The sequence below is a fragment of the Companilactobacillus musae genome, assembly GCF_003967595.1.
GTDB classification, from domain to species: Bacteria; Bacillota; Bacilli; order Lactobacillales; family Lactobacillaceae; genus Companilactobacillus; species Companilactobacillus musae.
Map to the genome: position 1 here is coordinate 34523 of NZ_BIFW01000008.1, position 15405 is coordinate 49927.

Below are 15405 nucleotides of genomic sequence, written 5' to 3' on the forward strand. Positions count from 1 at the left end.
CTACCATTCAATATCTTTAACGGGAGTAGGATATGGATTGTCTTCAATCGACTGGATCTTAGCATCATGAATTCTAATCACTCGATCGGCCATTTTAGCTAGTGCTGAGTTATGAGTAATGATTACAACCGTCTTATTGTTTAAATAACTGGCATTTTGTAAAAGTGTCAAAACTTGCTTACCTGTTTCGTAATCCAAAGCTCCAGTCGGTTCATCACAAAGTAATAATTTAGGATTTTTAGCCAAAGCTCTAGCAATAGCCACTCTTTGTTGCTCACCACCAGATAACTGCGATGGAAAATTATCAATTCTGTCACCCAAACCAACTGCTCGCAAAGTTTCAGTTGCATCCAAAGCACCTTTGACAATTGCCGAAGCTAATTCAACATTTTCTTTAGTAGTTAAATTTGGAATCAAATTATAAAATTGAAAGATAAATCCCACATCATTACGGCGATAAGTAGTTAATTCACGTTCATTGAATTTAGCAATATCGGTACCATCAATAATTACTTGCCCATCACTAGGTGTATCCATTCCGCCAAGGATATTCAAAACTGTTGATTTACCAGCACCACTAGGTCCCAAAATGACTGTTAGTTTTCCCTGTTCAACATCAAAAGAGAGATTATTGTTTGCAAAAATCGTTGTTTCTCCCATTTGATAACGCTTGGATTCGTTTCTTACTTCGATATACGCCATATTCCCTCACCCTTCTTTATTACTATTTATTATAAGGGAAAACAAATACATCATTAAGATAAAAAACTGAAAATTATTTTAAAAATGTTAACCAGATTGATTAAAAATCACAAAAAAACGGTATCTATTAAGAGATTCAGGTTTTTACATACCTTGAATGCTCTTTAATAGATACCGTTTCTTTTTGCATAACCATTCTGGAGTAATAATACTCACTAGGTTCTAGTCCAATTAGATTTGTTGCAAAGAATGACAATTACCAAATATTAACTCGTTTATCAGGTTCTAGCCACATGCCATCGTTTTTTGTCACTTGAAAGGCTGGATAAAACTCATCCATATCTTGAGAAATAACATTAGCTCGCAATGGTTGTGGAGCGTGAACATCAGTCGCTAAAAGATCTTCATTGTATTCTTTTGTTGCCTTATAACGCCATGACTTCGCCCATTGAATAAAGAACTCACGTGATGAATAATGATCACTTAATTTGGCGGCTTCAATTGCACAACGCATACCACCAACATCAGCGATGTTTTCACTAACAACTAGTTTTCCATTTACTTTGCCATTGGCATACTTAATTCCATCAAATTGATTGATCATTGCCTGAGTCAATTGCTTAAATTTTGCATAATCATTTTGGGTCCACCAATCATGCATATTACCTAGCTCATCAAATTGAGCTCCATTATTATCAAAAGCGTGTGATATTTCATGAGCAATTGTGGCACCAATACCACCAAAATTTTCACTATTAGTTTGTTTCAAACTATAAAACGGTGCTTGTAAAATAGCGGCTGGAAAAGTGATGTCATTTCTTGACGGATCATAACACGCATTGACCATATGTCCGGGCATTAACCATTTATCACGATCAACTGGACGATGATAATTCTCTAGAGAATCTGCCGTAATTATTCGACCTAATCTCACCATATTTGCATAAAGCGATTTATTTTCATCAATTTTTAATTTTCGATAAATATTCTCAATTTTATCCGGATAACCGACTTTGATAACAATTTTTTCTAATTTGATAATAGCCTTTTTCTTGGTCTCTATACTCAACCAATCATTATCTTGTAGTCTTTGTTCATAAATAGCTATCATCTTTTCAATCATCTGACGTACATCAGCCTTAGCTGTTTCACCAAAATATTTTTTACCGTAATAAATACCGATTACTTCATCAAACATATTTTCTGATAAATGATAGGCAAATTTAGTTCTGTTTGGCAATTCTGCTGCACCACTTCGTGCTAACTTATATTGACCATAAATTTGACGGAAATCTTCACTTACAATTTCAGCGTTATCCATCAAATACTGAACTATCATCCAAGCCTTGATATTTTCAAAATTTTCTGTATTGATCAACTCATCAATTTTATTCAAATATCTGGGTTGTTCAATAATCACTTTTTCAGGAATATCGTTGATTTCACCTGTTACTAAAGACTTCAAATCTAAATTACGTGACTTCTTGCCAAAATCTTCAAAAGATAATGGATTATATATCTTAGTATAATCAGCCCATTCCTCAGAACTTTTAACAATAGGAACCAATAATTTATCAAATTCCAAAGTCTGTTCTATTAGAGTTTGTGCTTGCTTTGCATCATAGCCTAACTTGACCAACAAAATTTGAGCTACTTGAGAATACTTGGCTAATAATTTTTTACCCGATATATTTTCAGAATCATAATACAACTTGTCTGGTAAGATCAAATCTGCGCCTTCAACATAGACGACATTTTTAGTTGTATCTTTCATATCGGCATCAATATAAATATCAATTGGCAAAACAAAATTACTTTTATCTAAGATGGCCAAGTTTTTATTCAAATCATTCAGGTCTTTTAAATCAGCAATCTTTTGTAAATCATGATGTAATTCATTTTCAGCCGAATTCTCTTTCAAAACAACTTGATATAATTTGATTGCTTGCAAAAGTTCAGTTGATTTCACACTATTTTCATCTTCTGCAAAATCATGAAATTCTTTCATTAAATCTTTTTCAATCTTCATTTCTAATTCAACCGATGCACCAGCACTAGATTTATCAGCCGGAATCTTAGCCTTTTCTTGCCAAGCTCCATTAACTGCTAAATATAAATTATCTTTATAATCAGTTGGCTTAGTATCTACTGCTAAATCACCTGCACCACCGACAATTTTTCTCATTAACAAATTTTTCACCGCCATTTTTTAAATATCCTGTCCTGATTCAGAATAAAAAAAACTCCACCAATTGAAAATTGATGAAGTCTCGTTAAATTTTTTACCAAATATTTACACGTTTATCAGGTGCTAACCACATACTATCTTTTTCGGTAACATTGAAAGCATCATAGAATTCATCCATATTTTGAGCCATTACATTAGCACGTAATGGAGCTGGTGAATGAACATCAATAGATAAGAACATTTCAGTTAATTGCTTAGTTGACTTATTTCTCCAAACACGAGCCCAGTTGATGAAGAATTTCTTCACATCAAAATCACTATCTTGTTTGGCGGCTTCTAAAGCACAACGAAGTCCACCGACATCAGCAACATTCTCACTGACAACCAAAGTACCATTGACCTTGCTACCAGCATAAGGAATACCATCAAATTCTTCAATCATCTTTTTAGTAAGTTCCTTGAATTTAGCGTAATCTTCTTCAGTCCACCAATTATTCATATTACCGTATTCATCGAATTGGGCACCATTGTTATCAAAAGCATGAGAAATTTCATGAGCAATAACAGCACCAATACCACCGAAGTTTTCACTACTTGTTTGTTCCAAACTATAAAATGGAGCTTGCAAAATAGCAGCTGGGAAAGTGATGTCATTTCTTGATGGATCGTAACAAGCATTGACCATATGTCCTGGCATTAACCATTTTGTACGATCAACTGGCTTATGATATTGATCCAATGAATTTTGAGTAACGATTTTTCTAATACGAGAAACGTTATCATACAATGAATCATTTTCATTAATATCAAATTTGCTATAAATATCATCAATCTTGTCTGGATAACCGACTTTGATGACAATCTTATCTAATTTAACAATAGCTTTTTTCTTAGTATCTTCGCTTAACCAAGTATTCTTAGCAAGTCTTTGTTCATAAATGGAAATCATCTTCTTAACCATGCTACGAACATCTTCTTTGGCCTTTTCACCAAAGTACTTCTTACCATAATAAGTACCAACAACTTGACTAAAAATACCTGCCGCAAAGTTATAAGCATACTTAGTTCTATTCTTAAGTTCCTTAGCACCACTCAAAGCTAAATTATATTCACCAATTGTTTGACGGAACTCTTCATCAAGAATCGAAGCATTGCTAGTCAAAAACTTAACCATCATCCATGCTTTAATATTTTCAAAGGTATCGTCATTAACTAATTGATTAAGATTATCCAAATATCTTGGTTCTTCAATAATAACTTTTTCAGGAGTGTCATTAATCAAATCAACAACTAAACTCTTCAAATCTAAGTTATCAGATTTAGTAATAAATTCACTGAACTTCATTGGATTATAAACCTTAGTATAATCAGCCCATTCTTCAGAACTCTTAACGATTGGGACAAGCGATTTATCAAATGCCAAAGCATGTTCAACAATTTCTTTGGCTTCATCTAGTTTATAGCCGATCATTGATAACAAACGACCAGCAATTTCAGCATACTTAGCTAATAATTGCTTACCAGATTCATTTTTTTCATCATAATATGATTTATCAGGCAAAATCAAACCAGCGCCTTGGACATAAACAACATTTTTGGCAGTATCTTTCATATCAGCTTCGATGCCGATATCAATTGGAAGTGGGAAACCATCTTTAGATAACTGAGCTATTTCAGCACTTAAATCCTTTAAACTTTCCAAATCACTGATACGTTGCATATCTTTTAAAATTGGTTGTTGATGAAACTTGCTCAAGTGATCAACGTTGTTAGCTAAACGATACAATTTTACAGCTTGCAACATCAAATCATCATTGATTTCAGTTTCGTTATTGGCAAACTCATGAAAATCTTTCATCAAAGATTTTTCAACACCCTCATCGAGATCCATGAAACCACCAGTACGTGACTTGTCGGCTGGAATTTCAGCCTTTTCTTGCCAAGCACCGTTAACAGCCAAATACAAATTATCTTTATAGTCAGCAGGCTTAGCATTGATCATATCCCCAGCACCACCGACAATTTTACTCATTAACAATATAATTCACCGCCATTTAGATTTTAGAAACTACTATATCACTCTTTATATTATATCCAAATAATTATGATTATTATCATTCGGGTATAATCTTTTAATATTCTGAAAAACAAAAAAAGAATGAAACAACAAGTCTCATCCTTTTGATCATATAAATATACTATCTAATAACACTAACTGAACAACGTGAATTATTAACGATTTTAGCCGCTTGTGAGCCAATCGTATTACGTGTTCGGTTCTTTTCTTCTACACCAACGATTACTAGGTCTGGTTTGAAGCTTGGAATAACTTTATCTACAATTGTTGTTCCTGGCGTGCCTTCTGTAACCATCAAATGTATATTCTTAACTCCATAATCTTCAGCCTTTTGACCGTACATTTCAAGGAGTTCCTTTATTTGTTCACGACGTTCCTTCAAAACCTCTGGATCTAGCGATTGGAAGATATTTAAATCTCCTGTTTCTAATACGGATACTATGCCTAGTTCAGCATCGTGATGTCTAGCTAATGAACAAGCATAGTTAAAAGCATTTTTCGATGACACAAAATCGTCTGAGTCTACACAGATCAAAATCTTGGAATAGTCCACTTTTTTTACTTTGTATTCTTTTATTTCGTCCATCAATAAAGCCTCCTAAATTATTTAAAATCGCGTCCTTTATTTTCTTGGAAGTATTTGTCGAATCTCTTAACATAATTGTGGAACATGTATGTCAACAATAACCAACGTCTAAATGATTTATCTTTGTCATAGAAAACAGTTGTACCGATTCGATCTTGTTTGATCAATTCGTCAGCATATTCTGTAGTATCATTTTTAGCTGCATATTTTTTGAAGACCTTAACTGGTACACCTAACCAAAGCTTGTGTTGCGCTTTATTCTTGTTAGCATAAACAGTTGGTTCATTTTCCAAAGTACCCTCAACGTAATCTTCAACTACATACTTAGCCAAGTTGTAACCATTCAAGGTTACAAAGAAACTACTTCTACCTTGACGCAAATTGATTTCAAAGAACTTGAATGTCTTATCACGTGAGTCATACTTCATATCAAAATTGGCATAACCTGTAAATTCAATATCTTCAAGGAACTTTTGAACACGGTCATAAACATCCTGATTAAATTCAGGAATAATTGCTACATAGTTACCAATTGATTGAGGTGTAGGATCTTCCAAAATTGGGTGACCCAAACACATCATTTTGACATGATGATCCTGGTCAACGTAAGCATTAAGCACACGCATGTTGGAATCATCACCAGGGATAAAGTCTTGTAAAATCAAATCTGACTTGTAACCATTGTCATAAATTTTTCCAACGATACTCATATATTCCTCTTGAGAGTGAATTGTGAAAGCCTTTTTACGACCTTCAAAATGAATATCTAACCATTCAACACTATTGGCTGGTTTTAAAGCTACAGGAAAATCAAAAGGAACATCCATGTCCTTCTTGTTTTCGTACATATCTTTAGTGATAATTTTTGTCAATGGATGTGGCAAACCATGTTTGTCAGCAACATTGTAAAAACTTTCTTTATTATTCAATGATTTTAATAGATCATAATCGACATATGGGCAGACAAATGTCTTTGACAATTCTTCTTTATGTTTGCTGATAAGTTCGGCATAACCATCACCACAACCAATTAAGATAACTGGTTCATCATGATTTTGGTAAACTTTAGCAATTTCACGCATTTTTTCAATAAAAACAGGGTCTTCAGAAAAACCTGGGTGAAGTGTTAGGTTTAAGATTTTTGTATATCTTGTAGGTGCCAATTGGATATCAGCATAGGCCTGAACAGTGCCCCCATAAAGTTCATGGAAAGCACGAGCCATTCCGTAAACATTCATATCACTACCTAGCAATATAGGCGTGAATTTTTTTCCTGATTCAGTTTCGATAGGGATCAACCTCTTACTATAATTAATTCTATTTTTAATTTTTCACACATTTCAAACAAAATTATACCATACTCAATTTAGCACAACGAGTATAGCTATGATATTAAATATCACAGGCTTATTATTTTCTTAATTTATTGAAAGTAAACCGCTTAATATTGCGAAATTCCAATAGTATTTTTAACAATTTGAATAACTATTCTATATGAGCAGTTATTAATATAACACATATCTTAGTAACGTCATAACGCCTCAAATTTTCCTCTTTTGAGTTGTTACAAGCGTTATCTTACCATTATTTTTTGAGGTGAGAAAGTTAGACCGTCTATTATCTTCAATAGACAAGGTCACTTTTAGATATCAAAGCAAGAACAGCACCCATTAAGAGATTTAGGTAAACAAGCTTGCCTAGAATACTTAACAGATGCTGTCATTTTTTGATTAAAAAATTTTACCTAATTTTCTATGCTTTAACTAAATCAACTTTTTCCGCATCAACAAACTCGTTAGTTCCGATTTGATAATACTTGTGATTATTTAACATGGCAGTTTTTTGACTTTTCCATGTACTCAAAGCAGCCAAACCTCGGTTAGTTAACTGTTGCTCATGACTATCAACTAAATTAGTTATATAAATATCCTTAGTTTTAACAGTATTTTGCTTATTTTCACACTCATAAACTGCATTAGCCTTTACCCAAGCATTTTCTGGCGTATGATAATAAACTTGTTTATCAATTGTCAATTTACGATCACTGAACCACGTATAATTTCGGCTCAAAATATGTCCATCAATTGGTGTCCCATTTGAATCGAATTCTTGGGCACTCTTTGCATCAGGATGTATCGTAACGTATTGATTGAATTCCTCAATATTACCCTTCATCTTTGATTGAACTGGAATAGATGGCTTTTCAGTAACAGTTGGCTTTACTTCAGGCTTCTTAGTTTCAACTTCTGGTTGAGTCATTTTATGATAAACCACAAAATCAGTACTTGATAATTTACTGTCTAATGCCATTACTTTGACAGTTTTTTTATCAGCTTGGTAACCTGACTTTTCAGGTACTGTAACTTCAAAAGTACTGCCAACATATTCTGGACGAATCGATTCTGGTACTTCGATGATCAATCCATCAACAAGGTTATTATTAATTTGAACTGTAAAAGGTCCCTTATATTCTCGATCCGGTTTTACAACCCAATCACCTTTATTATCCTCAGATAATAAATCTTCCGAAGTAATTCCAGCCTTATTGGCAGGTTTTGGATTATCTCTTGTTCCTTTACCAATATCAACCCAAGTTTTATTTACTAATTTTAAATCCTTCTTTTGCTTATTAGGTACAACAAACTTCTTACCTAACTTGATGGACTTCAATGCATCCGAAGATTCAAACATATTTGACATGTCTTTTACTTGTGTTGTGTCAAAACTGGAAAGATCTAATTCTTCCAAGGTTTCACACCCCGCAAACATCCCCGTCATATCAGTAACCTGGCTTGTATCGAAATTCGAGATATTTAAACTCTTCAAATCACGACAGCCACCAAACATGTGTGACATATTTTGTACTTGATTAGTCTTAAAGCTAGACAGATCAAGTTTTTTTAATGAGTGACAATCTAAAAACATTTGACTCATATCTGTAACTTGGCTAGTATCCATATCTTCACCCCTAAATTTGGAAATAATTTTCCCTGAAACTATCCCCAATATAGAAAATAACGAATATACTATACCAAATTATGAGTAATCTCGATTATTTTTAAAAATAATTTTAGCTAATCTTAACTTTATTCTTTAAATTATTCTTTTTAAATATCAACTAGGATATTGACGGATGCCGTCGTCCGTGAAATCTTTTAATTCGACATAAACAATCAAAACTCTAACCCTTTTAATATATAGATTTAAAGATAACCAATTAACAAATCAATACACTAGTCCGGAGCAACAAAGAAAATGGGCTCAGTAGTGAAATTCTACTTAGCTCACGTAGTGAGGTTAGTAGAAGGCCAGTATTTGAGATAATTGCGAACTTCAATTAGCTCAAATCTGTGCCCACTACGTTCCAGTCCAATTTTCTTTGTTGCGGAGGACGATATATTTAACAAAAAAACAGTCTCTACTGAAGAATTCTGATATGCACATTGCATACCGCAAATTCTTAATAGAGACTGTTTTATTTTTAACTTTTATTCTGCAACTATTTCAGTAGCCTTTTCATCTTCTGGAACAACTACTTGAGGATCAACATCTGGCTTCTTACCATTGTCGATAAAGAAGACTTTATACCAAATTAAGAAAGTATAAATTGTCCATACTTTACGACGATCGTCATTTTCACCCTTATAACAACCATCAAGCATCTTCAAGATAGCATCTTGATCGAAGAATTCAGCAGCAAAGTCAGAACTGAATAACTTACGGAAGTCTTCATAAACTTCTTTAGTTCTGATCCAATCACGAATTGGCACTGGGAATCCTAATTTTTCACGTTTAGCCCATTCTTCAGGAAGAGCACGTTCAGCGGCAACACGAAGAGCATACTTACTATCTTTACTATTCAAAAGATACTTAGTAGGAACTCCAGAAGCAACCTTAGCAACTTCTTTGTCTAGGAATGGTACACGTAATTCCATTGAATTAGCCATACTCATACGATCAGCTTTTAACAAAATATCATTTGTCATAAATTGGTGGAAATCAAGATATTGCATCTTCTTAACTTCATCATCATAGCCACTAACCTTATTGTAACTTCTCATAACAATATCTCTAACTGAACGTGACTTTTCAAATTCAGGTTTAACCAAATCAGCAGCTTCTTTTTCACTAAAGATTCTAGCTTCACCAATAAAGAATTCTTCAGCCTTAGCAGTTGATTCATACAAATGCAAACGTCCTGGGAAATTTGGCATTTTCTTTAGACCATGAGCCAACTTGTACTTAATACCCTTAGGCAATTTCTTCAAATCTTCAGCTACCACACGAATAGCTTTGGAATGAGAATGGAAACCATAATTTGCATATCCAGCAAATAATTCATCGGCACCTTCACCTGAAAGAATAACCGTAACATCTCGACTAGCTAATTTAGTCAAGAAATAAAGTGGTACACATGAAGGATTAGCATCTGGTTCATCCATATACCATTGAATCAATGGCAATGACTTAACAGCTTCTTCTTTAGTAACAATACCACGAGTATTTTCCAATCCTAGTTTGTCTGCTAATAATTTAGCTGCAGTTCCTTCTTCGTATGTACTTGTATCAAAGTCAATTGAATAAGTATGTTGTGGTTTCAAGATAGCTGTAACGTAACTTGAGTCAACACCACTAGATAATAATGATCCAACAGGAACATCACTGATCTTATGTTCTTTAACAGAATCACGTAAAGACTTATCAATTCTCTTAACAGTTTCTTCAAATGACAAGTGGTTTTCTTTGAATTCCATATCCCAATACTTCTTGATACTTAACTTACCATTCTTAAATGTAAAGTAATGACCTTCAGGGATTCTGAAGACATTCTTGAAGAATGTTTCATTCATTGCTGAATATTGGAATGTTAAATATGGCTTCAAAGCAGCTTTATTTAATTCCTTCTTGAAGTTAGGTTCTTTCAAGAATGACTTAATTTCTGAACCAAAAATAAATGTACCTTCGCGGTTATAGTAATACAAAGGTTTGATACCAAAGAAATCTCTAGCACCGGTAATATCACCAGTTTTAAGATCATAGATAACAAAGGCAAACATTCCACGAATGCGTTTCAATAAGCCTTCGATACCCCATTCTTCAAAACCATGCAATAAAACTTCAGTATCAGTTTCAGTACTGAAAACATGTCCAGCTTCTTTTAAATCTTTTCTAACGTCTTGATAGTTATAAATTTCACCATTAAAAATAATAGCTTTTGATCTGTCTTCGTTATAAATAGGTTGCATACCACTGTTAATATCAATGATACTCAAGCGACGAAAACCTAGAGCAGTATCGCCTTCAAATAGTTCACCTGAACTGTTTGGTCCACGATGTTTGATTGTATCCATCATAGCTTCGATCACAGGCTTCTTGTCTGCAATATTTTTATCTACGAATCCGACAATTCCACACATAAAATAATTCTCCCTTATATTTCAAAACTTACATACCTTGTTGCGGCTCCGTAACCAAAAATCTGTAAGCGTAGTTTGTTCGGGTCGATATTAATGAAATAACCTGCTAATTCAGATATTTCATTATATCGTCTGTCCCATTTCTTGTTATAGTCAGTTGTTAATCCGTGCTTCTTCCCCATAAGGGCCGAACAATTTAATATTATATGATTAATTTCAGAAACTTTGTAGTTTTTTTCATAATGCATATGACCGCAAATATAAGTTGTTACCTTAGAAATGCCTGTAGAAGAGAAATCATAGCGAATATTTACTCCAAAATCTCCTGTTAATTCATTTTTTAATTGTCCAGACTCTTTGTTGTTGAAAGCAACTAATAACTGCTGAACCAAATCACCATTAAAGTTTAATGCACTGCGTCCACTTGGACTGACGATATTAGCATGTCCCATTACAATTACGTGCTTATCGACCGTATTTTCTAAAACAGTGGTCAAATCTTCTAGTTGTTGTTCTCTAACTCCTCGAACTTTCTTGAAGTCATACTTCTTAGAACCGTTACTAAGAATATAAGGAATGTCACTAGTATCAATAAAAATGACACGAATATCACCTTTATCATACCAACCAACTTTAGAGACAGGATTCAAACGTAGAATTTCCGGTTGTTCAAAATCATACTTCGTTACTAATGAATCATAGTCATCTCGATGAAATGATGCTGTCTTAAAGAAACGGTGTTCATCATACTTATCATTTTCATCGTGATTTCCCTCAATTATAAAGAACGGTGGCTTGCTTAATTGATAATTCTCAACTGCAAACCGCAAAATACCGCGACTGATCTCTGGCTTGTCACTGCCATCCATCAAATCACCTAAATGAACATTAAGGTCAACTCCAACGTCATCACTGACTTGATTGGCCTCAATTATATGTCGCATACCATTGATTCCATAATAAGAAGCACTGACAACGGCTTTAGCATGAGTATCAGTCAGAACAGAAATTGTGACTGTATCATCATTGACGTTTGGTAAGACATTATTTTTATAAACACCTTCGATATAATCAACGACAAACGGTCTAGGCTTTAATCTTCTCAAAAAATTATCTGTTTGAGTTGAAATAAATTCTGAAGGTCTAGGTGAAAGCACCCTTCTTGCAATCTTTTTGATTTTCAATTTACCGTTCTCCTAATATCCAACACCATGGATAAAAAATATATTAAAAAAACCATCTTAACGATGGTTAATTTATGGTTCAATTATATATCAAAAATACTAAAAATAATCTGTCGATGCTTATTTCAAAAGAATTTGATAAGCCAATCTGATACCATCATCTTCATCCATTGTTATAGTGCCTTTTTCTTCAAAACCATTGCTCTCAATAATATGTTGCATTACCAAGTTATCTGGATGCGTGTCAATTCTAACATCTTGATAGCCTAAATAATAGGACATTGTTAACAATTGTTGTATCAAGGCTGCACTGAGGTGTTCTCCTTGATGATCGGCTTCAATAGCAATGCGATGAATGATGGAATAAGTAACATCAGAATTCTTATCCCATGACCCAGAAGTCATATCTTGATAATTCTTATCATAACCTTGTTGCAAAGCAGCAGCTCCTACGACTTCACCATTCAGTACTAACGCAAAACTTATATCCTCTTCTATATCTTGTTTCAGGATCTCTTTATCGGGATACCCTTGTTGCCATTGTTCAACTCCACGATCCCGTAAGGTTTTCTTAGCACCATCAATAATATCGATAATCTTTGGCAAATCGTCCATTGTTGCTTGACGTAAATAAATATTGCTCATTAAATTGCCTCCTTACTTCATCAAAGTATTAAAACAGAAAAACATATAACATTGCAATACTTTTACTTAACTTTTTTCTTAGGTTTATATACAAAACTACTTATAAAAAATAGAATTAATGCGTATAAAAACGTTTGTCCAGCAGTCGGCAAAAGACTTGTTATAGATTCCTTTTCCTGTAAAGTAACTATTATTTTTGATAACGGAGGTAATAACCACTCCACATAACTAAGAATACTGATAATACTACCCGATAATGCCAGATAGACAAAAACCAGTACTCCCACTTGACCCATACTAGAATGATTGTACCACTGTGTTTTGAATAAGGTAGCGACAGAACTGCCCAATAGTCCCACTGCAACTAAAGTAATTATTCCAATAATATCTAACGAAAGATTTCGATCAAGAATCAGACTAAAGATAAAAATTAAGATTCCTGAAAATATATTTGTAATCAATGCCACTAGAAATTGACTTAAAGTATCAGCCCAATAACTATTTATTTTTTGCTTCAAATATTTATTTTGCTTACTATCATTATGATACAGATTCATTGTCGAAAATAATGACAAAAAGAATATTCCAATTATCAATAAACTATATTTTTTTAAGGAATTCATCTCTAAAAGATGACTACTTGTTAGTCCAAAAGCAATAATCGAAAATAACATCGTCAGATAAAAAAAGTTTTGAAAGAATAATTGTAAATAATTTTTCAATAAAATTTTAACTTTCAAGGTTTTTGACCTCCTGAAGACGATAATTGAGCTGAGTCATTTTTTCGACCATAGAATCCTTTAATGCTAAAGGCAATTCTAATTCAACAAGATTGTTCATATTTGAAACTAGATAACGTTCAATATCAGAAGTTATTGCCACTGAATTAGGATTTGCACTAAATATTAATAGACAATAAGTTTCTTGATTAGTTGTCGATTGAATTTTATCCAAACGATTATCTTTCAAAAGATAATTGTTATCAAGATACTGGGACACGTTAGTTTCAAATTTCGTTGCCGCTAAAATTATTCCCGAACCGTTATCCTTTAAATCCTGCATCAAAGTCAGCATATTATTAATTGTCTTATTTGTTTGATAAACAAATGGTTCATCTAGCAACAAGACATTTGGATGACCTGCTACGGCCGCCAAAAAATCAACTTTTCTTTGTAATCCCTTTGAGAGCTGTCTGACCGGACGATCCAAATAAGGGCTGACCCCTAGTAAAGTGATCATTCCTGATAGTTGTTCTTTTCTAACTGCTAATTCTCTGGATAAACTTCTAATATCCTCTAAATACTTTTCAACAGTTTGATCAATAACTTGTGAATTGTCCTGTGGCATATAACCGATTCTAACGCCCGGTGTGTAATCAATCGTGCCACTATCCAAATTCTCACCACTGGCAATTGCTTCCAAAAGCTGAGTTTTACCGCTACCGTTGTCGCCATTGATACCGATAATTTCATTTTGGGATAAAGAAAAAGCTACATGCTTAAATGCAAAGTAGCCCTCATTTTGCAATGACAAGTCATTGACAGATATTAATTTCATTTTTGCCATTCCTCAACAGCATTTGCGGCTAGTCCAATAGAAAGGATAGCATCTCTTGAAACTGAATTTCTAACATCAGCGACAATTGTATTATCATAAACAGCACCAATAACGGTGAATGAATAGTCGATCAAGTCAATATCAGTCTTGGCTTTGTAGTCACCACCAGCATATGGATCTTCATGATTGTAAGTAAAATTAATTTCATGACCAGCAAGTGAGCCATCAACGTGGTTGATTTGAACACGATCATGCAAGTCTTTAAGCTTGTTGTTAGGATTTTGAAGTGTCAAACGATGGTCAGATTCATTCTGATAGTAATCATCCTCAGTCATATCAAAGTATTCTTTAATAGGCTTTCTCAAAACTTCTAGAGAATCCAAAATATCGTAAACCTTTTGTGCGTCAAATTCTTGTGACTTATCTTCAAGTTGCTTTCTATTTGTATAAAGCCAATCGGCCAATGTGCTAATAGTTTCAGAATTCATAATTATCCTCCGTCTTTAATACCATTATACTAATTTCCGATTCTTGCTCAAGTTTGGTTAAAACTAATATTAACTAAGTAATTTAAAGGATGCCGTCGTCCGTGAAATCTCTGTGGACGCTGGAACGTGGAGGGCACGAATTTGAGCCAATGAAAAACACATTGTCTCAAATCTCGACCTTGTTCTAAGTGGTTTCACCACTAAGAACAATTTCACCACTGAGCGTCCACAGAGATTTCACTACCGACTAGTTTTTTTATTCTAATATTACTAATGAAAATTGCAGTATCTAAATATTTTTAGTTTCTTATAATTAAATAAGGACTCGAAATTTTTATATCTGAATTTAAAAATAATTAATAAATAAAGTAAACACTAGTCCGGAGCAACAAAGGAAATGGGCTCAGTAGTGAGATTCTACTTAGTTTGCGAAGCAAAGTTAGTAGAAGGCCGAGCTTGAAGACTGTTGGCGAAGCCAAGAGGCTCCAAGTCGTGCCCACTACGTTCCAGCCCAATTTTCTTTGCTGTGGAGGACGGCAAATTTACACTGTAACCAAATTT

12 protein-coding genes are annotated in these 15405 nt (G+C 33.7%); all 12 read right to left on the reverse strand.

What is annotated here, in order from left to right; translation table 11 throughout:
• The gene (locus LAB100_RS09115) at positions 1–702 is read right to left on the reverse strand and encodes an ABC transporter ATP-binding protein (protein ID WP_119327210.1); all 702 of its coding nucleotides are present in this window, start codon (positions 700–702) and stop codon (positions 1–3) included.
• A gap of 256 nt (positions 703–958) precedes the next feature.
• Entirely contained in the window at positions 959–2908 is a 1950-nt protein-coding gene (locus tag LAB100_RS09120) for a M13 family metallopeptidase (RefSeq protein ID WP_246001324.1), read from the reverse strand.
• Between the two features lie 76 nt (positions 2909–2984).
• Complete coding sequence (locus LAB100_RS09125; RefSeq protein WP_119327211.1) at positions 2985–4922, reverse strand: M13 family metallopeptidase; 1938 nt, start codon at positions 4920–4922, stop codon at positions 2985–2987.
• Between the two features lie 166 nt (positions 4923–5088).
• Complete coding sequence (locus tag LAB100_RS09130) at positions 5089–5553, reverse strand: universal stress protein (protein WP_119327212.1); 465 nt, start codon at positions 5551–5553, stop codon at positions 5089–5091.
• Between the two features lie 17 nt (positions 5554–5570).
• A complete protein-coding gene (locus LAB100_RS09135; RefSeq protein WP_119327295.1) occupies positions 5571–6791 on the reverse strand; it encodes a carboxylate--amine ligase in 1221 nt (406 codons plus the stop codon).
• A gap of 514 nt (positions 6792–7305) precedes the next feature.
• On the reverse strand, positions 7306–8511 hold the full coding sequence (locus LAB100_RS09140; protein WP_119327213.1) for a BspA family leucine-rich repeat surface protein: 1206 nt from the start codon (positions 8509–8511) through the stop codon (positions 7306–7308).
• Positions 8512–9041: 530 nt separating this feature from the next.
• Complete coding sequence (asnB, locus tag LAB100_RS09145) at positions 9042–10970, reverse strand: asparagine synthase (glutamine-hydrolyzing) (protein ID WP_119327214.1); 1929 nt, start codon at positions 10968–10970, stop codon at positions 9042–9044.
• Between the two features lie 14 nt (positions 10971–10984).
• Complete coding sequence (locus LAB100_RS09150; RefSeq protein ID WP_119327215.1) at positions 10985–12154, reverse strand: metallophosphoesterase family protein; 1170 nt, start codon at positions 12152–12154, stop codon at positions 10985–10987.
• 120 nt (positions 12155–12274) lie between these two features.
• Positions 12275–12799: a GNAT family N-acetyltransferase gene (locus LAB100_RS09155; RefSeq protein ID WP_119327216.1), complete on the reverse strand. Its 525-nt coding sequence runs from the start codon at positions 12797–12799 to the stop codon at positions 12275–12277.
• Positions 12800–12861: 62 nt separating this feature from the next.
• Positions 12862–13539, reverse strand: coding sequence for a hypothetical protein (locus LAB100_RS09160; protein WP_119327217.1), 678 nt, complete (start codon positions 13537–13539; stop codon positions 12862–12864).
• On the reverse strand, positions 13529–14356 hold the full coding sequence (locus tag LAB100_RS09165) for an ATP-binding cassette domain-containing protein (protein ID WP_162894259.1): 828 nt from the start codon (positions 14354–14356) through the stop codon (positions 13529–13531). The genes LAB100_RS09160 and LAB100_RS09165 overlap by 11 nt, the downstream gene beginning before the upstream one ends.
• Positions 14353–14844, reverse strand: coding sequence for a hypothetical protein (locus LAB100_RS09170; protein ID WP_119327219.1), 492 nt, complete (start codon positions 14842–14844; stop codon positions 14353–14355). The genes LAB100_RS09165 and LAB100_RS09170 overlap by 4 nt, the downstream gene beginning before the upstream one ends.
• Positions 14845–15405: the final 561 nt, after the last annotated feature.

Excerpts from the sequence above, each read along its gene's own strand:
- LAB100_RS09120 (WP_246001324.1), bottom strand. The coding sequence starts at position 2,908 with ATGGCGGTGAAAAATTTGTTAATGAGAAAAATTGTCGGTGGTGCAGGT.
- asnB (WP_119327214.1), bottom strand. The coding sequence starts at position 10,970 with ATGTGTGGAATTGTCGGATTCGTAGATAAAAATATTGCAGACAAGAAG.
- LAB100_RS09135 (WP_119327295.1), bottom strand. The coding sequence starts at position 6,791 with ATGAATGTTTACGGAATGGCTCGTGCTTTCCATGAACTTTATGGGGGC.
- LAB100_RS09115 (WP_119327210.1), bottom strand. The coding sequence starts at position 702 with ATGGCGTATATCGAAGTAAGAAACGAATCCAAGCGTTATCAAATGGGA.
- LAB100_RS09155 (WP_119327216.1), bottom strand. The coding sequence starts at position 12,799 with ATGAGCAATATTTATTTACGTCAAGCAACAATGGACGATTTGCCAAAG.
- LAB100_RS09170 (WP_119327219.1), bottom strand. The coding sequence starts at position 14,844 with ATGAATTCTGAAACTATTAGCACATTGGCCGATTGGCTTTATACAAAT.
- LAB100_RS09130 (WP_119327212.1), bottom strand. The coding sequence starts at position 5,553 with ATGGACGAAATAAAAGAATACAAAGTAAAAAAAGTGGACTATTCCAAG.
- LAB100_RS09140 (WP_119327213.1), bottom strand. The coding sequence starts at position 8,511 with ATGGATACTAGCCAAGTTACAGATATGAGTCAAATGTTTTTAGATTGT.
- LAB100_RS09165 (WP_162894259.1), bottom strand. The coding sequence starts at position 14,356 with ATGAAATTAATATCTGTCAATGACTTGTCATTGCAAAATGAGGGCTAC.
- LAB100_RS09125 (WP_119327211.1), bottom strand. The coding sequence starts at position 4,922 with ATGAGTAAAATTGTCGGTGGTGCTGGGGATATGATCAATGCTAAGCCT.